Annotated in this window: 24 protein-coding genes and 1 pseudogene; 21 read left to right on the forward strand and 4 right to left on the reverse strand. The window is 41.0% G+C overall.

The genetic code is table 11. The features are described 5' to 3' along the window. Positions 1-44 precede the first annotated feature (44 nt). The 20 genes and pseudogenes from HMPREF2613_RS01715 to HMPREF2613_RS01810 all read left to right on the forward strand — a co-directional run bounded on the left by HMPREF2613_RS01715 (position 45) and on the right by HMPREF2613_RS01810 (position 15,773). Entirely contained in the window at positions 45-332 is a 288-nt protein-coding gene (locus tag HMPREF2613_RS01715; RefSeq protein ID WP_070478540.1) for a rhodanese-like domain-containing protein, read from the forward strand. Between the two features lie 170 nt (positions 333-502). Continuing rightward, on the forward strand, positions 503-1,828 hold the full coding sequence (gene brnQ, locus HMPREF2613_RS01720) for a branched-chain amino acid transport system II carrier protein (RefSeq protein WP_001074583.1): 1,326 nt from the start codon (positions 503-505) through the stop codon (positions 1,826-1,828). 97 nt (positions 1,829-1,925) lie between these two features. Beyond that, positions 1,926-2,963 carry a M42 family metallopeptidase gene (locus HMPREF2613_RS01725; protein ID WP_070478542.1) on the forward strand — a complete coding sequence of 346 codons (1,038 nt, stop codon included), beginning with the start codon at positions 1,926-1,928 and terminating at the stop codon, positions 2,961-2,963. 1 nt (position 2,964) lies between these two features. After that, positions 2,965-3,435, forward strand: coding sequence for an HIT family protein (locus HMPREF2613_RS01730; protein WP_042750444.1), 471 nt, complete (start codon positions 2,965-2,967; stop codon positions 3,433-3,435). Positions 3,436-3,437: 2 nt separating this feature from the next. Then, on the forward strand, positions 3,438-4,154 hold the full coding sequence (ldcB, locus tag HMPREF2613_RS01735) for an LD-carboxypeptidase LdcB/DacB (RefSeq protein WP_070478544.1): 717 nt from the start codon (positions 3,438-3,440) through the stop codon (positions 4,152-4,154). Between the two features lie 122 nt (positions 4,155-4,276). Further along, a complete protein-coding gene (gene rplK / locus HMPREF2613_RS01740) occupies positions 4,277-4,702 on the forward strand; it encodes a 50S ribosomal protein L11 (protein WP_001085806.1) in 426 nt (141 codons plus the stop codon). A 207-nt stretch (positions 4,703-4,909) separates the two neighbouring features. Then, positions 4,910-5,599, forward strand: a complete 690-nt coding sequence (gene rplA, locus HMPREF2613_RS01745) for a 50S ribosomal protein L1 (protein WP_001085675.1) — start codon at positions 4,910-4,912, stop codon at positions 5,597-5,599. A gap of 487 nt (positions 5,600-6,086) precedes the next feature. Then, positions 6,087-6,845 carry a class I SAM-dependent methyltransferase gene (locus HMPREF2613_RS01750; RefSeq protein ID WP_070478545.1) on the forward strand — a complete coding sequence of 253 codons (759 nt, stop codon included), beginning with the start codon at positions 6,087-6,089 and terminating at the stop codon, positions 6,843-6,845. An 86-nt stretch (positions 6,846-6,931) separates the two neighbouring features. Beyond that, positions 6,932-7,444 (forward strand): adenine phosphoribosyltransferase, encoded by a 513-nt coding sequence (locus tag HMPREF2613_RS01755; RefSeq protein WP_070478547.1) that lies wholly within the window; start codon positions 6,932-6,934, stop codon positions 7,442-7,444. A gap of 182 nt (positions 7,445-7,626) precedes the next feature. After that, on the forward strand, positions 7,627-8,571 hold the full coding sequence (gene metA / locus HMPREF2613_RS01760) for a homoserine O-acetyltransferase MetA (protein WP_070478549.1): 945 nt from the start codon (positions 7,627-7,629) through the stop codon (positions 8,569-8,571). Positions 8,572-8,579: 8 nt separating this feature from the next. Then, complete coding sequence (locus HMPREF2613_RS01765) at positions 8,580-9,257, forward strand: DnaD domain-containing protein (protein WP_070478550.1); 678 nt, start codon at positions 8,580-8,582, stop codon at positions 9,255-9,257. A 97-nt stretch (positions 9,258-9,354) separates the two neighbouring features. Beyond that, positions 9,355-10,113: a triose-phosphate isomerase gene (gene tpiA / locus HMPREF2613_RS01770; protein WP_000087893.1), complete on the forward strand. Its 759-nt coding sequence runs from the start codon at positions 9,355-9,357 to the stop codon at positions 10,111-10,113. A 74-nt stretch (positions 10,114-10,187) separates the two neighbouring features. Continuing rightward, a pseudogene (locus tag HMPREF2613_RS01775) lies at positions 10,188-10,598 on the forward strand (ABC transporter ATP-binding protein); the annotation flags it as partial. Between the two features lie 151 nt (positions 10,599-10,749). Beyond that, on the forward strand, positions 10,750-11,268 hold the full coding sequence (locus HMPREF2613_RS01780) for a Dps family protein (RefSeq protein WP_061589881.1): 519 nt from the start codon (positions 10,750-10,752) through the stop codon (positions 11,266-11,268). A gap of 207 nt (positions 11,269-11,475) precedes the next feature. Continuing rightward, positions 11,476-11,814, forward strand: coding sequence for a zinc ribbon domain-containing protein YjdM (locus HMPREF2613_RS01785; RefSeq protein ID WP_001061596.1), 339 nt, complete (start codon positions 11,476-11,478; stop codon positions 11,812-11,814). A 2-nt stretch (positions 11,815-11,816) separates the two neighbouring features. Next, entirely contained in the window at positions 11,817-12,446 is a 630-nt protein-coding gene (locus HMPREF2613_RS01790; RefSeq protein ID WP_070478556.1) for a Pr6Pr family membrane protein, read from the forward strand. Positions 12,447-12,570: 124 nt separating this feature from the next. Continuing rightward, positions 12,571-13,722 (forward strand): MFS transporter, encoded by a 1,152-nt coding sequence (locus HMPREF2613_RS01795; protein WP_049510666.1) that lies wholly within the window; start codon positions 12,571-12,573, stop codon positions 13,720-13,722. A gap of 99 nt (positions 13,723-13,821) precedes the next feature. After that, positions 13,822-14,571, forward strand: coding sequence for a tRNA pseudouridine(38-40) synthase TruA (gene truA / locus HMPREF2613_RS01800; protein WP_049510665.1), 750 nt, complete (start codon positions 13,822-13,824; stop codon positions 14,569-14,571). Further along, positions 14,561-15,334 (forward strand): bifunctional hydroxymethylpyrimidine kinase/phosphomethylpyrimidine kinase, encoded by a 774-nt coding sequence (locus tag HMPREF2613_RS01805; protein WP_070478558.1) that lies wholly within the window; start codon positions 14,561-14,563, stop codon positions 15,332-15,334. The genes truA and HMPREF2613_RS01805 overlap by 11 nt, the downstream gene beginning before the upstream one ends. Then, positions 15,312-15,773 carry an ECF transporter S component gene (locus tag HMPREF2613_RS01810; RefSeq protein ID WP_070478561.1) on the forward strand — a complete coding sequence of 154 codons (462 nt, stop codon included), beginning with the start codon at positions 15,312-15,314 and terminating at the stop codon, positions 15,771-15,773. The genes HMPREF2613_RS01805 and HMPREF2613_RS01810 overlap by 23 nt, the downstream gene beginning before the upstream one ends. A gap of 253 nt (positions 15,774-16,026) precedes the next feature. Here the strand turns inward: HMPREF2613_RS01810 and HMPREF2613_RS01820 are convergent, their stop codons facing one another. From HMPREF2613_RS01820 to HMPREF2613_RS01835, 4 genes are all read right to left on the reverse strand, one after another. Beyond that, the gene (locus tag HMPREF2613_RS01820; RefSeq protein WP_070478564.1) at positions 16,027-17,109 is read right to left on the reverse strand and encodes a M24 family metallopeptidase; all 1,083 of its coding nucleotides are present in this window, start codon (positions 17,107-17,109) and stop codon (positions 16,027-16,029) included. Between the two features lie 127 nt (positions 17,110-17,236). After that, on the reverse strand, positions 17,237-18,019 hold the full coding sequence (gatD, locus tag HMPREF2613_RS01825; RefSeq protein WP_070478566.1) for a lipid II isoglutaminyl synthase subunit GatD: 783 nt from the start codon (positions 18,017-18,019) through the stop codon (positions 17,237-17,239). Beyond that, positions 18,019-19,362: a lipid II isoglutaminyl synthase subunit MurT gene (gene murT / locus HMPREF2613_RS01830; protein ID WP_070478568.1), complete on the reverse strand. Its 1,344-nt coding sequence runs from the start codon at positions 19,360-19,362 to the stop codon at positions 18,019-18,021. The genes gatD and murT overlap by 1 nt, the downstream gene beginning before the upstream one ends. Positions 19,363-19,460: 98 nt before the next feature. Further along, positions 19,461-20,777 carry an FAD-containing oxidoreductase gene (locus tag HMPREF2613_RS01835; RefSeq protein WP_049544765.1) on the reverse strand — a complete coding sequence of 439 codons (1,317 nt, stop codon included), beginning with the start codon at positions 20,775-20,777 and terminating at the stop codon, positions 19,461-19,463. Between the two features lie 329 nt (positions 20,778-21,106). Between HMPREF2613_RS01835 and HMPREF2613_RS01840 the strand changes: the two genes are divergently transcribed. Beyond that, positions 21,107-22,681 carry a degradosome RNA helicase CshA gene (locus HMPREF2613_RS01840; protein WP_070478571.1) on the forward strand — a complete coding sequence of 525 codons (1,575 nt, stop codon included), beginning with the start codon at positions 21,107-21,109 and terminating at the stop codon, positions 22,679-22,681. Positions 22,682-22,724: the final 43 nt, after the last annotated feature.

A 22,724-nucleotide genomic window follows, 5' to 3' on the forward strand; every position in this document is an offset into this window, starting at 1 on the left:
ACGTGGTTTGAATTTGATTTTCGAAGAGTATTAGGAGAAAAAGAATGAAAGAAATAACCTTTGACGCATTTTACCAGCTTTACCAAAATGACCAACTTTCTCTAGTGGACGTGAGAGAAGTGGAGGAGTTTGAAGCTCTTCATTTAGAAGGTGCTCAGAATCTTCCTCTGAGTCAATTAGCTGATACTTATGATCAATTGGACAAGGATCAGTTACATTATGTTATTTGTAAATCTGGAATGAGATCGGCGCGTGCTTGCCAATTCTTATCAGAACAAGGTTATGAGGTTATCAATGTCCAAGGTGGAATGATGACTTTTGAAGAACTGTAAACATTAGAATTTTCTCCTACTTGGTGTGGACTGGGTAGGGGATTTTATTTTTAGACAATTCTTATTTTTAAGAATCTTGAAAACATTCAATATTTACTTCGTGAAGCTTTTTTCATGCTCCTATTCATGATATACTAGGTCAGTATTTTATAAATATGAAGGAGATTTTCATGGCTAAAAAAGGTGCCCTAACAGGTTTACTCCTGTTTGGAATATTTTTTGGTGCGGGGAACTTGATTTTTCCGCCTTCTCTAGGTGCTCTATCTGGAGAACATTTTCTTCCTGCCATCGCAGGTTTTGTCTTTTCAGGCGTTGGTATCGCCGTCTTGACCCTTATTATTGGAACGCTAAATCCTAAAGGATATATCTACGAGATTTCAACAAAGATAGCGCCTTGGTTTGCGACTCTTTACCTCTCAGTCCTTTACTTGTCAATCGGTCCATTCTTTGCTATCCCACGTACAGCTACAACAGCTTACGAAGTAGGGATTAGCCCTCTTTTGTCGGATGCCAATAAAGGTCTTGGTTTGATTGTCTTTACAGTTCTGTATTTTGCAGCAGCTTATCTAATTTCGCTTAATCCATCAAAAATCTTGGACCGTATCGGCCGTATTTTAACACCAGTCTTTGCAATATTAATTGTTATCTTGGTTGTTTTAGGAGCTATTAAATACGGTGGAACAAGTCCTCAAGCTGCTTCAGCTGCTTATCAAGCTTCTGCCTTTGGTACAGGTTTCTTAGAAGGTTACAATACCTTGGACGCCCTTGCCTCAGTTGCCTTCAGTGTAATCGCAGTTCAAACCTTGAAACAACTTGGATTTTCAAGTAAGAAAGAATACATTTCAACTATTTGGGTTGTTGGTATCGTTGTAGCCCTTGCTTTCAGCGCTCTTTACATCGGTTTAGGTTTCCTTGGAAATCATTTCCCAGTACCAGCTGAAGCGATGAAGGGTGGAACACCAGGTGTTTACATCTTGTCACAAGCCACTCAAGAAATCTTTGGCTCAACAGCTCAACTCTTCCTTGCAGCTATGGTTACCGTAACCTGCTTCACAACAACAGTTGGTTTGATTGTGTCAACAGCTGAGTTCTTTAATGAGCGTTTCCCACAAATCAGCTACAAGGTTTATGCGACAGCCTTTACTTTGATTGGATTTGCCATTGCTAATTTGGGTCTTGATGCGATTATCAAGTACTCCATTCCTGTACTGGTTATCTTGTACCCAATCACGATTGCTATCGTTATGATTGTCATTGTCAACAAATTTGTTGCCCTTTCAAAACCAGGTATGCAGTTGACAATTGCTGTGGTTACAGCTATTGCTATTGCAAGCGTACTAGGAAGCTCGTTTAAGGTTGAGTTTCTTGCAAACCTTGTCAACGCTCTTCCTTTTGCAAAGGCATCACTCCCATGGTTAGTACCAGCTATTGTCGGAATCTTGCTCTCATTGGTTCTACCAAACAAGCAAGAAAGCGATGTTTTTGAAATGGAATAATCACTAAAATCACTTTTGTAGCCAAGTCTACAGGAGTGATTTTCTTTTTTTATCCGATGATAAATGTGTTATAATAGGTAGCAAAAGAGGTGAAGAAATGAATCAAACAGTAGAATATATCAAAGAACTGACAGCCATTGCGTCGCCAACGGGCTTCACTCGGGAGATTTCGGACTATTTAGTCAAGACTATAGAAGGTTTTGGTTACCAGCCGGTTCTCACAGCTAAGGGCGGTGTCAATGTGACCATCAAAGGTCAAAATAATGAGAAACACCGCTATGTGACTGCTCATGTGGATACGCTTGGTGTTATTGTCCGAGCTGTTAAACCAGACGGCCGTCTCAAAATGGACCGTATCGGTGGTTTCCCTTGGAACATGATTGAAGGAGAAAAATGTACCGTTCATGTGGCTAGCACAGGTGAAAAAGTATCAGGAACCATCCTTCTCCACCAGACCTCTTGCCATGTCTACAAGGATGCAGGAACTGCAGAACGCACGCAAGACAATATGGAAGTGCGTTTGGATGCCAAAGTGACCAATGAAAAAGAAACTCGTGCCTTGGGGATTGAGGTCGGTGATTTTATCAGCTTTGATCCACGAACTGTCGTGACAGAGACAGGTTTTATCAAGTCTCGTCATTTGGACGATAAGGTCAGCGCAGCGATCTTGCTTAACCTGCTTCGTATTTATAAGGAAGAGAAGATTGAATTGCCCGTAACAACTCATTTTGCTTTTTCAGTCTTTGAAGAAGTGGGGCATGGTGCTAATTCTAACATTCCTGCTCAGGTAGTAGAATATCTGGCTGTGGATATGGGAGCTATGGGAGATGACCAGCAAACAGACGAATATACAGTGTCTATCTGTGTCAAGGATGCTTCTGGACCTTATCACTACGACTTCCGTCAACACTTGGTTGCTTTGGCTAAAGAGCAAGATATTCCATTTAAGCTGGATATCTATCCATTTTATGGTTCGGACGCTTCAGCAGCTATGTCTGCAGGGGCAGAAGTCAAACACGCCCTTCTCGGTGCTGGTATCGAGTCTAGCCACTCATATGAGCGCACTCATATTGACTCGGTGGTCGCAACGGAACGTATGGTTGATGCTTATCTTAAGAGCATATTGGTAGACTAATATGTGTTTGATTTGCCAGAGAATTGAGCTCATTAAAGCTGGGGAAAATCCCTACTTTGTGAGAGAACTAGAAACAGGCTATCTTGTGATTGGAGATCACCAGTATTTTGCAGGCTATAGTCTCTTTCTAGCCAAGGAACACGTCACCGAATTGCATCATTTAGAGAAGGAAACTAGAATCCGTTTTCTAGAGGAAATGAGTTTAGTCCAAGAGGCAGTTGCCAAGGCCTTTACTGCCGAGAAAATGAATATCGAACTGCTAGGAAATGGTGATGCCCATCTTCATTGGCATCTGTTTCCTAGACGAAGAGGTGATATGAATGGTCACGGTCTCAAGGGACGTGGTCCAGTCTGGTGGGTTCCCTTTGAAGAAATGACAGCAGAAACCTGCCAAGTAAAACCTGATGAGATTAAACAATTAGTCAAACGTTTATCGCCAGAAGTAGACAACCTATTAGAAATAAAGGAGTAGAAATGAAAAAAAGATACCTTGTCTTGACAGCCTTGCTAGCCTTGAGTCTAGCAGCTTGTTCACAAGAAAAAGCAAAAAATGAAGATGGAGCAGCTAAGACAGAACAAACAGCTAAAGCTGATGGAACAGTCGGAAATAAGACTCAAGAAGCCACCCAGAAAAAAGCAGAAGTGGTTAATAAAGGTGACTACTACAGTATTCAAGGGAAATACGATGAAATTATCGTAGCAAATAAACACTATCCATTATCTAAAGACTACAATCCAGGGGAAAATCCAACAGCCAAGGCTGAGTTGGTCAAACTCATCAAAGCGATGCAAGAGGCAGGCTTCCCAATTAGTGATCAATACAGTGGTTTTAGAAGTTACGAGACTCAGACTAAGCTCTATCAAGATTATGTCAATAAAGATGGAAAGGCTGCAGCAGACCGTTACTCTGCCCGCCCTGGCTATAGCGAGCACCAGACAGGCTTGGCCTTTGATGTGATTGGGACAAATGGTGATTTGGTGACAGAAGAAAAAGCGGCCCAATGGCTCTTGGACCATGCGGCTGATTATGGTTTTGTTGTCCGTTATCTTAAAGGTAGGGAAAAAGAAACAGGCTATATGGCTGAGGAATGGCACCTTCGTTATGTCGGAAAAGAGGCTAAAGAGATTGCAGCTAGTGGCCTCAGTTTGGAAGAGTATTTCGGCTTTGAAGGTGGAGATTACGTCGATTAAAAAATAAACTTTTCTCTTGCAATTCCAGATAAATAGTGTATAATAGATGAGTATGTGTAAAGCATACTTGTGGGAGGTAAAAATCTTTAATTACCGCCAAAACCACAAAGGAGGATTTAAAAATGGCTAAAAAAGTCGAAAAACTTGTAAAATTGCAAATCCCTGCTGGTAAAGCTACACCAGCTCCACCGGTTGGACCTGCTCTTGGTCAAGCTGGTATCAACATCATGGGATTCACAAAAGAGTTCAACGCTCGTACAGCTGACCAAGCTGGTATGATCATTCCAGTTGTTATCTCAGTTTACGAAGATAAATCATTTACTTTCATCACTAAAACACCACCAGCTGCTGTTCTTTTGAAAAAAGCTGCAGGTGTTGAAAAAGGATCAGGTACACCTAACAAAACTAAAGTTGCTACAGTTACTCGTGCACAAGTACAAGAAATTGCAGAAACTAAGATGCCAGATTTGAACGCAGCAAACATTGAGTCTGCAATGCGTATGATCGAAGGTACTGCTCGTTCTATGGGATTCACTGTTGTTGACTAATCAATAACACGGTAGAAAATCTCACAGCAGTCTATTAGTTGCTTTTCATACTAGGCAAGTGACTGATGCTTGTACATGAGTACAGCAAGGGAACTTAACGACGTAGGAAAAGAAAAATAATAGACTGAAAACCCGCAAGACTTCATCATTTCGAGAAGTGACGTGGGAGATGAAAATCGATTGAACCACTTACAAGGAGAATAGAAAATGGCTAAAAAAAGCAAACAACTTCGTGCTGCTCTTGAGAAAATCGACAGCACAAAAGCATACAGTGTAGAAGAAGCTGTAGCACTTGCAAAAGAAACTAACTTTGCAAAATTTGACGCAACTGTAGAAGTTGCTTACAACTTGAACATCGACGTTAAAAAAGCTGACCAACAAATCCGTGGAGCAATGGTATTGCCAAACGGTACTGGTAAAACTTCACGCGTTCTTGTTTTCGCACGTGGTGCAAAAGCTGAAGAAGCAAAGGCTGCTGGTGCAGACTTTGTTGGTGAAGATGACCTTGTTGCTAAAATCAACGACGGTTGGTTGGACTTCGACGTAGTTATTGCTACACCTGACATGATGGCTCTTGTTGGACGTCTTGGACGTGTCCTTGGACCACGTAACTTGATGCCAAACCCTAAAACTGGTACTGTAACAATGGATGTTGCTAAAGCAGTTGAAGAGTCTAAAGGTGGTAAAATCACTTACCGTGCTGACCGTGCAGGTAACGTTCAAGCAATCATTGGTAAAGTATCATTTGAAGCTGAAAAATTGGTTGAAAACTTCAAAGCTTTCAACGAAACAATCCAAAAAGCAAAACCAGCTACAGCTAAAGGAACTTACGTAACAAACTTGACTATCACAACTACTCAAGGTGTTGGTATCAAAGTTGACGTAAACTCACTTTAATCAGTAGTTTATATCAGAGAACGAGTACGAAAGTACTCGTTTTTTTAGGTGCGACGAACATTCCGTTCATCTGAGGTGTAAATCTTCTGCGGGGATCATATACTAGTAAACCCAAAAGTGATTCCCAAGTCTAACTATTGTGAGTAGCTGATCGAACGGAATTAGGATAGACTGTTTAAGTCTGACGTTGGAAATAAGAATCGGCAGAGAAAGAGATATAGAAATCTTGGCTATACGAATAGTCACGTGATAGTAAAGCGTATATAGCGGATAAGGAGGCCAGCAACTCTAAAGTACAAATATGTAGTCGTAACCTATATGCGTAAACTACATGAGCAATTGAATTTGATCTAGAGAGGTGATTAATAGATTTATGATATAATCATGGCAGACTGTATGCATTTGATTATAGTTCATCAAAAACTAGATTAGAATTATTAGACAATATCATTTTATGTTATAATGAAGAAAAAACAGAGGTGTTCAAATGTCAGAAGCAGGTCATAAGTTTTTAGCAAAATTGGGGAAAAAACGCTTACGTCCAGGTGGAAAACGTGCCACAGATTGGTTAATTGCAGAAGGCGGATTTTCAAAAGAAAAGAGAATACTAGAGGTTGCGTGTAATAGGGGAACTACAGCAATTGAGTTGGCACAGCGTTTTGGTTGTAAGATAACTGCTGTTGATATGGATGGACAAGCCTTAGAAGTGGCTAAAAAATCTGCTGAAACGGCAGGTGTTGCTCATTTAATCAGTTTTGAAAGAGCTAATGCAATGAAACTTCCTTATGAAGATGCTAGTTTTGATATTGTTATAAATGAAGCTATGCTGACTATGCAAGCCGATCAAGCTAAGAAAAAATGTGTAATGGAATATCTAAGGGTTTTAAAACCTGGAGGCCTTCTCTTGACACATGATGTGCTTCTTAAGGAAGCTAAAGAGTCTGTCAGACAGGAACTGTCACAAGCAATTCATGTAAATGTAGGTCCTTTAACTCAAGATGGTTGGGAACAGGTGATGATAGAATCAGGTTATTGTGATGTGAAAGTATTGACTGGTGAAATGACATTAATGAAATTATCAGGTATGATTTATGACGAAGGTTGGCTAGGAACCTTGAAAATTTGTGTAAATGCTTGTAAAAAGGAGAATAGAAAGCAGTTTTTAACTATGTATAAAATGTTTAATAAGAATAAAAAGAACTTGGGATTTATTGCTATGGCTAGTCATAAATCGTCAAATTGTTAGATAATTATTGAAGTTAACTTTTCCTTTTTTCTTTCTTAAAAAATATGCTATAATAGAGAGTAAAAAACTTTGAAAGAAAGAAAAAGATGAATTTAAAAGATTACATTGCAACAATTGAAAATTATCCAAAGGAAGGGATTACCTTCCGTGATATCAGTCCTTTGATGGCTGATGGGAATGCTTACAGCTATGCTGTTCGTGAAATCGTTCAGTATGCGACTGACAAGAAAATTGACATGATTGTAGGTCCTGAAGCTCGTGGTTTTATCGTGGGCTGTCCAGTTGCCTTTGAGTTGGGAATTGGTTTTGCACCTGTTCGTAAGCCAGGAAAATTACCACGTGAAGTCATTTCTGCTGACTATGAAAAAGAGTACGGTGTTGATACCTTGACTATGCACGCGGATGCCATCAAGCCAGGTCAACGTGTTCTTATCGTGGATGACCTCTTGGCAACAGGTGGAACTGTTAAGGCAACTATCGAGATGATTGAAAAACTTGGTGGTGTTGTAGCAGGTTGTGCCTTCCTTGTTGAATTGGATGAATTGAAGGGCCGTGAAAAAATCGGTGACTACGACTACAAAGTTCTTATGCATTATTAATGAAAAACAGTCCCTAGGGCTGTTTTCTCTACATTAGGATATAAAAATAAACTATAGCTAGTTAGAGAAAAACTATAATTGAAAACTATATCTTCTTGCAGTATAATAAAAGGACTAGATGTTTGAGATTTGACTTCAAACACATTCAATTATTTCTAAAAGAGTACAGTTAGGAGAAGGTTATGCCGATTAGAATTGATAAAAAATTGCCAGCTGTTGAGATTTTACGGACAGAGAATATCTTTGTCATGGATGATCAACGTGCGGCCCACCAAGATATCCGTCCCTTGAAAATTTTGATTTTAAACCTAATGCCCAAAAAAGTGGTCACAGAGACCCAGTTGTTACGGCATTTAGCAAATACTCCTTTGCAATTGGACATAGACTTTCTCTATATGGAGAGCCACCGTTCCAAGACGACTCGTGCAGAGCATATGGAGACTTTTTATAAAACTTTTCCTGAAGTCAAGGACGAGTATTTTGATGGGATGATTATCACAGGGGCTCCGATTGAGCATTTACCATTTGAGGAAGTGGACTATTGGGAGGAATTCAGTCAGGTGCTTGAGTGGTCCAAGACCCATGTCTATTCGACCCTTCATATCTGTTGGGGAGCTCAGGCTGGACTCTATCTTCGCTATGGAGTGGAAAAACACCAGATGGACAGTAAGTTATCGGGTATCTATCCTCAGGACACTTTAAAGGAAGGGCATCTTCTCTTTAGAGGATTTGACGATAGCTACGTATCCCCTCATTCTCGGCATACGGAGATTTCTAAGGAAGAAGTCTTAAATAAAACCAATCTTGAGATTTTATCAGAGGGCCCGCAGGTTGGGGTTTCGATTTTGGCCAGTCGGGATTTACGAGAAATTTATAGTTTTGGGCATTTGGAGTATGACCGTGATACCTTGGCAAAAGAGTATTTTAGGGATCGTGATGCAGGTTTAGACCCACATATTCCAGAAAATTACTTTAAGGATGATGATGTTAATCAGACACCTTGTCTTTGTTGGTCTTCATCAGCAGCCCTCTTTTTCAGTAACTGGGTGAATTATGCGGTCTATCAGGAAACCCCTTTTGACTGGAGAAAAATAGAAGATGATGCATCCGCATTTGGGTATTTATAAGAGGAATTATGACATATTTAGACGCTTTTAAATCAGGGAACTTGGTTTTACCGAGTGCCCTGCTCTTGCATTTTAAGGAACTCTTTCCTTCTAGCGACGATTTTCTGGTCTGGCAATTTTTCTATTTGCAAAATACGACAGGCTTGGATGAAATGTCGCCAAGCCAGATTGCTGAAAGGATTGGCAAGGAGATTTCGGATGTCAATCAGGCCATTTCCAATCTGACGGAGAGGGGACTGCTTCAGTATCGAACCATCGAATTAAATGGTGAAATCGAATTGCTTTTTGATGCTAGTTTAGCTTTGGAACGTTTGGATGACTTGTTTGGAGTTGCTCATTCGAATTCAGATCAGTTGACACCTCAAAATCAACTCAAGGATTTGGTGGAAACCTTCCAACAGGAGTTGGGGCGCTTGTTGACGCCTTTTGAGATTGAGGATTTGACCAAGACACTAAAGGAAGATGGAACCAGTGCTGACTTGATTAAGGAAGCTCTTCGTGAAGCGGTTTTGAATGGAAAACCAAACTGGAAGTACATTCAGGCGATTTTAAGAAACTGGCGCCATGAAGGCATCAAAAGTGTGGCTCAAGTGGAGGCTAAACGAGCAGATAGAGAAGCAAGCAATCCTCAGTTGACACAGGTATCTGCAGATTTCAGAAATGCTATGGATCTCTGGAAGGATTAATCCATGTAAGCAGGCTTGAAATCCGAGTAAGATTTGCAAGCTGTGTATAATTGTGATAAAATAAATAGAAAATAAATTGAAAAAAGAGGTATGTGAAATGTCACGTAAACCATTTATCGCTGGTAACTGGAAAATGAACAAAAATCCAGAAGAAGCTAAAGCATTTGTTGAAGCAGTTGCATCAAAACTTCCTTCATCAGATCTTGTTGAAGCAGGTATCGCGGCTCCAGCTCTTGATTTGACAACTGTTCTTGCTGCTGCAAAAGGCTCAAACCTTAAAGTTGCTGCTCAAAACTGCTACTTTGAAAATGCAGGTGCTTTCACTGGTGAAACAAGCCCACAAGTTTTGAAAGAAATCGGTACAGACTACGTTGTTATCGGTCACTCAGAACGCCGTGACTACTTCCATGAAACTGACGAAGACATCAACAAAAAAGCAAAAGCAATCTTTGCAAACGGTATGCTTCCAATCATCTGTTGTGGTGAGTCACTTGAAACTTACGAAGCTGGTAAAGCTGCTGAGTTTGTAGGTGCTCAAGTATCGGCTGCATTGGCTGGATTGACTGCTGAACAAGTTGCTGCATCAGTTATCGCTTATGAGCCAATCTGGGCTATCGGTACTGGTAAATCAGCTTCACAAGACGATGCACAAAAAATGTGTAAAGTTGTTCGTGACGTTGTAGCTGCTGACTTCGGTCAAGAAGTTGCAGACAAAGTTCGTGTTCAATACGGTGGTTCTGTTAAACCTGAAAACGTTGCTTCATACATGGCTTGCCCAGACGTTGACGGTGCCCTTGTAGGTGGTGCGTCACTTGAAGCAGAAAGCTTCTTGGCTTTGCTTGACTTTGTAAAATAATCGACTCTTTATCAACATTATTGGGTTGAAGAAAAACTAAAATCGAGAAAGGACAAATATCGTCCTTTCTTTTTTCTACTAAAGCAGAAAATGTAGACAACTTTATCCGAACTCTTCCTGGTGGTTATAACATGGAGATGAACCAAGACTCTAGCAATATTTCCCTCAGGCAAAAACAATTGTTGATCATCGCGAGTGCTCTCTTAGACAATTCTAAAATTCTTATTTTGAATGAAGCGACTTCCTCTGTTGATACCCATTTGGAACTTTTAATTCAAAAAGCTATGAAACGCTTGATGAAAGGAAGAACCAGCTTTATCATCGCTCACCGTCTCTCTAATATTCAAGAAGCAAATAAGATTCTCGTTCTTAAGGATGGACAGGTTATTGAGCAGAGAAATTGCGAAAGCTCACTCTAAGCAAAAGGCTTTTATTATGATCTTTACCATAGCCAATTTTCAAGTAAATCTGATAAAGTGAGCTAATCAGAACTAACTAAACTTTTCTTAAATTATCAGTCTATTGCAACTTTTCTCATGTGAGTCATTTGGCTTGCTATTGGTTTTCATTAGTAGTATACTAAGGGAGTAAACACTAAGAAGTGGTTACAAATAATAATGAATGAGGTAAAATAAAATGGTAGAATTGAAAAAAGAAGCAGTAAAAGACGTAACATCATTGACAAAAGCAGCGCCAGTAGCATTGGCAAAAACAAAGGAAGTCTTGAACCAAGCTGTTGCTGATTTATACGTAGCCCACGTTGCCTTGCACCAAGTGCACTGGTACATGCGTGGTCGTGGTTTCCTTGTATGGCATCCAAAAATGGATGAGTATATGGAAGCTCTTGATGGCCAATTGGATGAAATCAGCGAACGCTTGATCACACTTGGTGGAAGCCCATTCTCTACTTTGACAGAATTCCTTCAACATAGTGAAATCGAAGAAGAAGAAGGAGAATTCCGTAGTGTTGAAGAAAGCTTGGAACGTGTCCTAGATGTTTATCGTTATCTCATCACTCTGTTCCAAAAAGCTTTGGATGTTACTGATGAAGAAGGTGATGATGTGACAAACGATATCTTTGTTGGTGCTAAAGCTGAACTTGAGAAAACGGTTTGGATGCTTGCGGCAGAACTTGGACAAGCACCTGGTTTGTAAGATAAATGCATCCCTTTCTATCATGAGTTTCTGTATCACTACTCATGATAAACTATCTTTTAAAAATCATGTAGCAGACAAAGTTACATGATTTTTTCTTTGCTTCTCCGGCGACTCATTTGTCAAAATGCTGATTTTAAGGTATAATAGTTGCTGTTCGAGAAATTTTGATTTTCAAAGAATAGTGAATGATGATAAGGAGAAACCATGAATAACTTACCAAATTGCCCAAAATGTAACTCAGAGTATGTCTACGAAGACGGTGCCCTACTGGTTTGCCCAGAGTGTGCTTATGAGTGGAATCCTGCTGAAGTTGCAGATGTAGAAGAGGGCCTTGTTGCTATCGATGCCAACGGAAATAAATTGGCTGACGGTGATACTGTAACCCTCATCAAGGATTTGAAAGTAAAAGGTGCGCCAAAAGATTTGAAACAAGGGACGCGCGTGAAAAATATTCGCATCGTAGAAGGCGACCACAATATCGATTGTAAAATTGATGGTTTTGGTGCCATGAAACTCAAATCTGAGTTTGTGAAGAAAATTTAAGCATGTCAAAGCACTACAAACTTGTATTTTATAGCCGTATCTTCTTGTTTCTAGCGGCTTTTACGGGAGTTTATCTTGAAATCGCCAAGCATGGTGGCTTTGGGATGCTTCTCTACTATACGGTTCTGTCCAACCTTTTAGTCGCGATTTTTACGCTCTATCTCCTAAAGGTTATGAGCCGTTTAGGTGAAGACTGGCAAAGGCCAAGTCTCTTGCGCTTAAAAGGTGGGGTCACCATGAGTATCATGATTACCTGTGTGATTTACCATTTCCTCTTAGCGCCCATTGCGACTAATTTCTATACTCTGGAAAATTTTCTTTGCCACTATATCGTTCCCCTTTGGTTTTTCGCAGATACCCTCTTTTTTGACAAACAGGGTCAATACAAGATTTGGGATCCAGTTGTGTGGACGATTTTACCCTTGCTGTATATGATTTTTGCTCTTTTTAATGGCTTGGTACTGAAACTTGATGTTCCTAATTCTAAGGTCAGTCCCTTCCCTTACTTCTTTTTGAATGTGAACAAGGGGTGGGATGTCGTGTTCAAGTGGTGTCTGATTATCTTTGTTGCCTATATGGTGGCAGGATTTATCTTCTACTTTATTAAGCAAATCAAGAGAAAGTCATCCTAAGATACAAGGGATTTATTTTCTAGTTTAAGAAGGAGTCTATACACTAAAGAGGCTTCTTCTTTTCTTGCCTGTTTGATAACTATCAAAAAATTAGAAGACTAAGAGAAATATAGAAAGAGATTTCATGAAACAATTTTTAGAACGGGCCAGTATTTTGGCTCTCTCCCTCGTTTTGATTACATCCTTTTCCATCTCGAGTGCCCTGCCAGCCATGTTTGACTATTATCAAGGCTATCCTAAGGAACAAATTGAGCTCTTGGCGAGCTTGCCTTCCTTCGGGATCATGATTATGTTACTACTAAATGGTTTCTTAGAAAAAATATTTCCTGAGCGATTACAGATTAGTTTGGGCTTGCTAATATTATCTCTTAGTGGAATCGCACCTTTCTGGTATCAAGCCTACCCCTTTGTTTTTGGAACACGGATTCTTTTTGGTTTGGGTGTTGGGATGATTAATGCCAAGGCCATTTCCATTATCAGTGAACGCTATCAAGGAAAAACGCGAATTCAGATGTTAGGGCTACGCGGTTCTGCAGAGGTCGTTGGGGCTTCTCTCATTACCTTGGCAGTCGGCCAATTGTTGGCCTTCGGTTGGACAGCTACCTTCCTAGCCTATAGTGCTGGATTTTTGGTACTGACCCTTTATCTGCTCTTTGTCCCTTATGGAAAGGAAAAGAAAGAAGTCAAGAAAAAAGCGAAGGAAGTAAGTCGCTTAACTCGAGAAATGAAAGGCTTGATTTTTACCCTAGCTATTGAAGCGGCAGTTGTAGTTTGTACCAATACAGCTATTACCATCCGTATTCCAAGTTTGATGGTGGAAAGAGGACTTGGAGATGCCCAGTTATCTAGTTTTGTTCTTAGTATCATGCAGTTGATTGGGATTGTGGCTGGGGTGAGTTTTTCTTTCTTGATTTCTATCTTTAAGGAAAAATTGCTCCTCTGGTCTGGTATTACCTTCGGCTTAGGGCAAATTGTGATTGCCTTGTCTCCATCCTTGTGGGTGGTAGTGGCAGGGAGTATTCTGGCTGGTTTTGCCTACAGTGTAGCCTTGACGACGGTCTTTCAACTGGTCTCTGAACGAATTCCAGCTAAACTCCTCAATCAAGCAACTTCATTTGCTGTATTAGGCTGTAGTTTCGGAGCTTTTACGACTCCATTCGTTCTAGGTGCGATTGGCTTACTAAGTCACAATGGTATGTTGGTCTTTAGTATCTTAGGAGGGTGGTTGATTGTAACCTCTATCTTTGTCATGTACTTACTTCAAAAGAGAGCTTAGGATTGGTTTCCTAAGTTTTTCTTTTTGTGAATTTTGCACCCAGACAATATTTGTTTTTGAACCTTGTTTTCAGATTATTTTCTTGATAAAATAGAAGTTATGACGAGATATAAAGCAACTATTTCCTATGATGGTTACGCCTTTGCAGGCTTTCAACGCCAGCCCCATGCGCGTAGCGTTCAGGAAGAAATAGAAAAAACCTTGACCAGGTTAAATAAGGGGCAAGCTATTACTGTTCACGGTGCTGGTAGGACAGATAGTGGGGTTCATGCCCTGGGACAGGTGATTCATTTTGACCTGCCTTATCAAATGGATGAGGAGAAGCTCCGTTTTGCTTTGGACACCCAGTCCCCTGAAGATATTGATGTGATTTCGATTGAGCTTGTGGCGGATGATTTTCATTGCCGTTATGCCAAGCACAGTAAGACCTATGAGTTTATCGTGGATAGGGGCCGTCCCAAGAATCCTATGCGCCGTCACTATGCCACTCACTTTCCCTATTCACTCGATGTGGAACGCATGCAGATTGCAATCAAAAAGTTAGAGGGAACCCATGATTTCACTGGCTTTACAGCCTCTGGGACTAGTGTAGAGGATAAGGTTCGAACCATCACAGAAGCTAGTTTAACAGTTAATGAGACAGGTCAGTTTTTGACCTTTACCTTTTCAGGAAATGGTTTCTTGTATAAGCAGATCCGCAATATGGTGGGGACGCTGCTCAAAATCGGCAACAACCGTATGCCAGTAGAGCAGATTGACCTCATCTTGGAGAAAAAGGACAGGCAGCTTGCAGGTCCCACTGCAGCACCAAATGGTTTATATTTAAAGGAGATTCGTTATGAAGAATAATCGTATTTTAGCACTTTCTGGGAATGATATTTTTAGTGGTGGTGGCCTGTCAGCTGATTTGGCTACCTATAACTTGAACGGCTTGCATGGCTTTGTAGCAGTGACTTGCTTGACAGCCTTGACGGAAAAGGGCTTTGAAGTCTTTCCAACTGACGATGCCATTTTTCAACATGAATTAGATAGCTTGCGTGATGTGGAGTTTGGGGGAATTAAGATTGGTCTTCTTCCTACTGTCAGTGTGGCTGAGAAGGCTTTGGACTTTATCAAACAACGCCCAGGAGTGCCTGTGGTTCTGGATCCTGTCTTGGTTTGCAAGGAAACACACGACGTAGCTGTAAGTGAACTCTGCCAAGAATTGATTCGCTTCTTCCCTTATGTCAGTGTGATTACGCCTAATCTTCCTGAAGCAGAATTATTGGCAGGTCAGGAAATTAAAACCTTGGAAGACATGAAAACTGCAGCTCAGAAATTGCATGACTTAGGAGCGCCAGCAGTCATTATCAAGGGAGGCAATCGCCTTAGTCAGGACAAGGCTGTGGATGTCTTTTATGATGGACAAAACTTTACAGTCCTAGAAAATCCTGTTATCCAAGGGCAAAATGCTGGTGCAGGTTGTACCTTTGCCTCAAGCATTGCCAGTAACTTGGTTAAAGGTGATGAACTTTTAGCAGCAGTAGAAAGCTCTAAGGCTTTCGTTTACCGTGCCATCGCACAAGCAGATCAGTATGGAGTAAGACAATATGAAGCAAACCAAAACAACTAAAATCGCCCTTGTATCCCTATTAACCGCCCTCTCTGTGGTTCTAGGTTATTTCTTAAAAATTCCAACACCGACAGGCATTCTAACTCTTTTAGATGCGGGTGTCTTCTTTACGGCCTTCTACTTTGGTAGTCGTGAAGGGGCTGTAGTAGGAGGACTAGCAGGTTTTTTGATTGACCTCTTATCAGGCTATCCTCAGTGGATGTTCTTTAGCTTGGTCAACCATGGCTTGCAGGGATTTTTCGCAGGATTTAAAGGAAAAACTCAGTTGTTAGGCCTTATCTTAGCAACGATTGCTATGGTAGGGGGTTACGCCTTGGGTTCTACATTGATGAATGGCTGGGCATCAGCCCTACCAGAAATTCTACCAAATTTCATGCAAAATATAGTAGGGATGATTGTAGGATTTATTCTTAGTCAAAGTATCAAGAAGATTAAGTAAAGAGACTGAGTCAAAAGTCTTTCAAATAAGAAAGACGCATAGTATCAGGTGTTGAAAACTTGATACTATGCGTTTTATTGTGGGAAGATTTTATACTCTTCAAAAATCTCTTCAAACCGCGTCAACATCGTCTTGCCGTAGATATGGTTACTGACTTCATCAGTCTTATCTACAACCTCAAAACAGTGTTTTGAGCAACCTGCGGCTAGTTTCCTAGTTTGCTCTTTGATTTTCATTGAGTATTAGATGAATATTAATCAAAATAAAGCAAGTCTTTGCTGGTGCTTGTAAAGAGGTCAAAGCCATCCTTGGTAACAACACCGCAGTCTTCAATACGAACACCGACTTTACCAGGGATATAGATACCTGGTTCAACAGAGAAGCACATGCCTTCTTCGATGACCATGTCGTTTCCTTCCATAATAGATGGGAATTCGTGGACATCCATACCGATACCATGACCAAGACGGTGGTTGAAGTACTCACCGTAACCAGCTTTTTCGATGACCTCACGGGCAGCGCGGTCCACTTCATGGGCAGTCACACCTGGTTTGATAAAGTCAAGAGCAGCTTGTTGGGCTTCAAGAGTCAAGTTATAAATGTCTTTCTTGAATTGGTCAGGTTTGCCGACTGCGACTGTACGAGTCATATCTGACGCATAGCCGTTGACTAGAACACCGAGGTCAAAGAGGAGAAGAGTATCATTTTCAACCTTATTAGCTGCTGGAATGCCGTGTGGATTTGCAGCATTATCACCAGTTAAGACCATGGTATCAAAACTCATTTCATAACCTTCACGCTTCATGGCAAAGTCAATTTGGGCGATGATATCTGTCTCTGTCTTATCAAGAGAAATATTATCAAAACCAACATTAACAGCCTTGTCAGCATAGAGACCTGCAACCATCATTTTTTGCACTTCGTCAGCTGATTTGATGAGGCGCATGCGTTGGATGCGAGGAGTGAGGTTGTCAAACTCAGCAGTTTCAAAAACGGTTTTTAAACCATGATATTTGGTCAAGATGAGATTGTCAAACTCAACAGCGACACGTTTGAAGTCAAGTTGTGGAAGAGCATGTTTCATTTTTTGCCATGGGTTTTCAGAATCCACATAGCCCACAACTGGGAAGGAAACAGTGCTGCTTGCACGCTCAACTTCAAGAGCTGGGACAAAGAGGAGGGGTTCCTGATCTGCTAGGACAAAAAGGAACATTTGGCGTTCATGGGGATCACTGTAAAAGCCAGTGAGGTAATTGATTGTGACGGGGTCAGATACGACAGCGACGTCTAGTTTTTCTGATTCAAGATATGTTACGATTTGTTGTAATTTAGACATATGCTACCTTCTTTCTACCCCTCTATTTTGGCAAAAAAAGAGAGAAAATGCAAGGGAGAAGGGTAAAAGAACAGACAAAAAGAACTCCGACAAGATAACGGAGTTCTTTGATATAATTTCCCTTTGTTTAAGAAAAGTCAGCCTTGCTTTTCACGTCGCTGTATTCTTCAGCGATTTCTTGGCTGAGAATGTCCTCATAGGCAGGGAGTTGGATGTCCTGACCATATTTTTTCTTGAGGGCAGTGGTAACAAGGCGATAAGCTAGATTGGCATTGCGAGATAGGATAGGTCCGTGGAAGTAGGAACCAAAGACATTCTTGTAATGAACCCCTTCTCCGACTTTTTCTTCGTTATTTCCATTTCCATATACCACCTGTCCCAGTGGTTTTTGATCGTCTGAGAGGAAGGTACGGCCCTGGTGATTTTCAAAGCCATAGTAGGTTTCATCGAAGTCTTCATTGTGAATCTTGATATCGCCGATAAAGCGATTATTGGTCTGGTTAAGGGTATAGTGACCCATAACTCCTAGCCCTTCAATACGTTTTCCTGAAGCTTCAATATAATATTGCCCCAAGAGTTGGAAACCACCACAGATAGCAAGGACAACACCGTCGTTTTGAATGTAGTTTTCAATGCTCTCTTTTTTAGCAGGTAAATCACTAGCAATGATACTTTGTTCAAAGTCTTGACCACCACCGAAAAAGGCGATATCATAGTAATTTTCATCAAAATCATCATGGAGAGAAACGATGTCAACGGTCACATGGGCTCCCAGTTTTTCAGCCACATACTTGAGCATGAGGATGTTTCCATTGTCCCCGTAGGTATTCATAAGATTTCCGTAGAGGTGGGCAATGTTGAGCTGATAAGGGTAATTGCCAGCTTTTGAGGAAAGTGAAGTATAAACCATTAGTTCATCTCCTTTCTAACAATCTGACGATTAGCCAGCAGTTCGCGGAATTCAAGCATAGCAGTATAGGTAGCCAGAATATAAGCATGCTTGCAGTCTTGGTTCTCAATGGTCTTAAGAACTTGTTCCAGATCATTTGTCTCAGTGATTTTCTCAGCTGGATAGCCTGTTACTCGTAGACGACGAGCAATTTCAGAATGACGAACACCACCAGCGTTGATTTCTGGAATGTCCATGTCCGTGATTTGTTCAAAGTCAGCATCCCAAATCCAGCTGGTATCGATACCGTCTGCATAGTTGGCATTAAGAAGAACAGATAGACTAAATGGATAAGGTGCTAGTTTAATCATCTCGATAGCCTGAGTTGCACCGACTGGATTCTTGATGAGGACAAGGGTACATTCCTTGTCACCAATTTGGAAGGTTTCCTGACGACCAAAGACAGCACGGCTCTTGTCAAATCCCTGCTTGATGAGTTGGGAATCTGCACCAAGGAAACGGGCGATGGCAACAGCAGCTAGGGCATTGTAGATATTGTAGAGCCCACCGATTTGAATACCGTATTCTTGTCCATCAATGACAAAGCGAGAGCGATTGTTGGTCAACTCAACCAGTTCTGTCAAGCGATAGTCGAGATCAGGACGTTTACATCCACACCCTTCACAGATATAGGCGCCCAAGTTTGCATAGGTATTATGCTCATATTTGAGGATGCCTTGACAGTCAGGGCAGAGAATCCCTTCGGTATTGTAGTGAGCCAGCTGGGCTGGACCTTTTTCCAAGTCAAAACCAAAATACTGTACAGGATTTGGAATAGTTGGCTTGTAGAAAAGTGGACTGTCACCATTGAGGAGAACAGTAGCCGTAGGAACCTTACGGATGGCATCCAAAATCATCTTATAAGTTGTGTAAATCTCACCGTAGCGGTCCATCTGGTCACGGAAGATATTCGTGATGACAAAAAGGCTTGGCTGGATATAGTCACAGATACGAGATAGACTGGCCTCATCGATTTCTAGAACGGCAATATTTTTCCCAGTTTTAGAAGATTTGGCTGTTAAGAAGGTTGTCGCAATTCCTGTAATCATGTTGGCACCGCTTGGGTTGGTCAGAACTTGACCATAAACTTCTTTTAAAATGCCGACAGTGAGGGCAGTTGTCAGGGTTTTTCCATTGGTTCCAGTGACCACGACAATCTCGTAGTTCTTAGCAAGGTTTTGTAAAATATCTTTATCAAATTGAAGGGCAAGTCTACCTGGGAGCGTACTTCCACGGCCAAGACGGCTCAAGATGAAGTGAGAAGAACGCCCAGCTAGGAGGCCCAAAGTAGTTTTTAATTTCATGTTTCTATTATATCATAAAAGAGGGAAAAGACGGATTTGGTGTTTCGCAGAAGTAAAAACAGCCCAGAGAGGGCTGTTCAATACGATTAAATCTCAACTTAAATCGCAAACAAGTCATTCAAGTTCTCAGCCAAGGTTGGGTGAGTGAAGATTTGTTTTGTGAAGTAAGTGTAAGGAATCTTGTTGTCCATGGCAACAGTGATGATGTTGATGATTTCTTGAGAACCTTCTGAGAAGATGCTTGCTCCAAGAATTTCTTTTGTTTCAGTATTGACAACAGCTTTGAAGGCACCACGAAGGTCTCCATTTACATGGCCGCGAGGCATTGCTGCAACAGGGATTTCCTTGACAGCGTATGGAAGTTTCAAATCAGCTGCTTGGCTTTCAGTCAAACCAACTTGTGAAAGTGCAGGTGTGATGAACATAGTATTTGGTACATTGAGACGGTCTTCAAGTGTGTAGCTGCCATCTCCAGCAAGGTAGCTGTAAACAACACGGAAGTCATCAAGTGAAATGTAAGTAAATTGAAGGCCACCGTTGACATCTCCAACTGCAAAGACACCAGGAACGTTTGTTTGACAATGTTTGTCTACTTTAATAGCGCCACGTTCAGTAAGTTCAATATCTGTATTTTCAAGTTGAAGTGGTTCTACGTTTGGTTTACGTCCAGTTGCGTAGAGAAGAGCATCGAAACGGTAAGTTTCGTTTTCAGTTACGACAAGGACTTGATCGCCGTCGTTTTTGATTTCAGTAGTACGGATGTTTTGAAGCAATTCAATACCGTCTTCTTCCATGTATTGTTTAGCAAGAGCTGCGATGGAAGGTTCTGCACGAGGTAGGAAAGTATCCAAGGCATCTAGGACTGTAACCTTGCTTCCAAGTTTGTTGTAAAGGCCAGCAAATTCAAGACCGATGTTTCCGCCACCAAGGACACCAAGTTTTTCAGGCAATTTGTCCAAGTTTTGGATACCTGTTGAGTCAAAGACGTTTTTGCTTGTAGCAAGTCCTGGAATTGGCAAGACGTTTGAAATAGCACCAGTGTTGATGACGATAGTTTCAGCAGTCAATTCTTGTTTTTCATCACCAGCTTGGATTTCGATGACTTTATTTGAAAGGAAGTGAGCTTCCGCATCAAAAATATCGACACCTGTACCCGCAACAGTTGCATAGTTTTTACCGTTGAGGCGACCTGTGATAGTATTTTTTGTAGCAATGACTTCTTCAAAAGACAAGTCTTTCTCAGCAGCAACCAGCAAAGTTTTAGTTGGGATACAACCAATGTTGATACAAGTTCCACCGTACATAGCTTTGCTACGTTCAACGAGGGCAACTTTTTTGCCAGCTGAAGCCAATTTACCAGCTAGTGTTTTACCAGCTTTACCAAATCCGATAACGATTAAATCATAAGTTAACATTTAGAGTTCCTCCTATTCGCATTTCATTCTAGCACAAGAAAAAAACTTTTGCACAATTCTGCTACGCTTTAAAAAAGTTTATGAAATAGTTGAAATTTTAGTCTCATTTTCTTAAAAAAATCGTTTACATGACTTTATCGACGGATTTAACTATCTTTTGCTCTGGTCTTGTGTTATACTAGATAGGTTGCAGAGAAAACAGTACTTTTCTTTTGTGGAAAAGAAGCAACACGATTTTATATCCAGTATATGAAAATACGTCATAAAAAGAAAAGTATAAACTAAGCCCTATAGGGTGGCTTCGCACCACCTTTAGAAAGAAGAAAAACGTGAAATTTAATGAACTAAACTTGTCTGCTGATTTGCTAGCAGAGATTGAAAAAGCTGGTTTTGTAGAAGCTAGTCCGATCCAAGAACAAACTATTCCTTTGGCACTTGAAGGTAAGGATGTTATCGGTCAAGCTCAGACTGGTACAGGAAAAACTGCAGCCTTTGGTTTGCCAACCCTTGAAAAAATCCGTACAGAAGAAGCGACCATTCAAGCCTTGGTCATCGCTCCAACTCGTGAATTAGCTGTCCAAAGTCAAGAAGAACTCTTCCGCTTTGGTCGTAGCAAGGGAGTCAAAGTCCGTTCAGTATATGGCGGATCAAGCATTGAAAAACAAATTAAGGCTCTTAAATCTGGTGCCCATATCGTGGTGGGAACTCCAGGTCGCCTCTTGGACTTGATTAAACGCAAGGCCTTGAAATTACAAGATATTGAAACTCTCATCCTTGACGAAGCGGATGAAATGCTCAACATGGGCTTCCTTGAGGACATCGAAGCCATTATCTCGCGTGTCCCTGAAAGCCGTCAAACCTTACTTTTCTCAGCAACTATGCCAGATGCCATCAAACGTATCGGTGTTCAGTTTATGAAAGAACCTGAGCATGTGAAGATTGCGGCTGAGGAATTGACAACAGAATTGGTTGACCAATACTATATCCGAGTTAAAGAACAAGAAAAATTTGATACCATGACACGTCTTATGGATGTGGAACAACCAGAACTTGCTATTGTATTTGGTCGTACAAAACGTCGTGTGGATGAATTGACTCGTGGTCTGAAAATCCGTGGTTTCCGTGCAGAAGGAATTCATGGTGATTTGGACCAAAACAAACGTCTTCGTGTCCTTCGTGACTTTAAAAATGGCAATCTTGATGTTTTGGTTGCGACAGACGTTGCAGCGCGTGGGTTGGATATTTCAGGTGTGACCCATGTCTATAACTACGATATTCCACAAGATCCTGAAAGTTATGTTCACCGTATCGGTCGTACAGGTCGTGCTGGTAAGTCAGGTCAGTCTATTACTTTCGTATCACCAAATGAAATGGGCTACCTCCAAATCATTGAAAACTTGACCAAGAAACGCATGAAAGGTCTCAAACCTGCAAGTGCAGAAGAAGCCTTCCAAGCTAAAAAACACGTAGCTCTCAAGAAAATCGAACGTGATTTTGCAGATGAGACTATCCGTGCCAACTTTGAGAAATTTGGTAAGGATGCTCGTAAGCTGGCTGCCGAATTTACTCCAGAAGAATTGGCAATGTATATCTTGAGTCTGACTGTTCAAGACCCAGATAGTCTTCCTGAAGTGGAGATTGCACGTGAAAAACCACTGCCATTTAAACCATCAGGTAATGGCTTCGGTGGTAAAGGTAAGGGAGGTCGTCGTGGAGATGACCGTCGTGATAATCGCCGTGGAGACAACCGTCGTGGTGGTCGTCGTGATGATTTCAAAAAAGGAAGTCGTGGCAATGATCGTTTTGATAAGGAAAAACGTTACCGTAAGGATAATAAAAAACCACGCAATACTTCAAGTGAAAAGCAAACAGGCTTTGTGATTCGTAACAAGGGCGATAAATAAGAAAAAGCGGTTCAAAATGAATCGCTTTTTTATATAAGGAGAC

The sequence above is a fragment of the Streptococcus sp. HMSC070B10 genome, from assembly GCF_001808665.1.
Lineage (GTDB): Bacteria > Bacillota > Bacilli > Lactobacillales > Streptococcaceae > Streptococcus.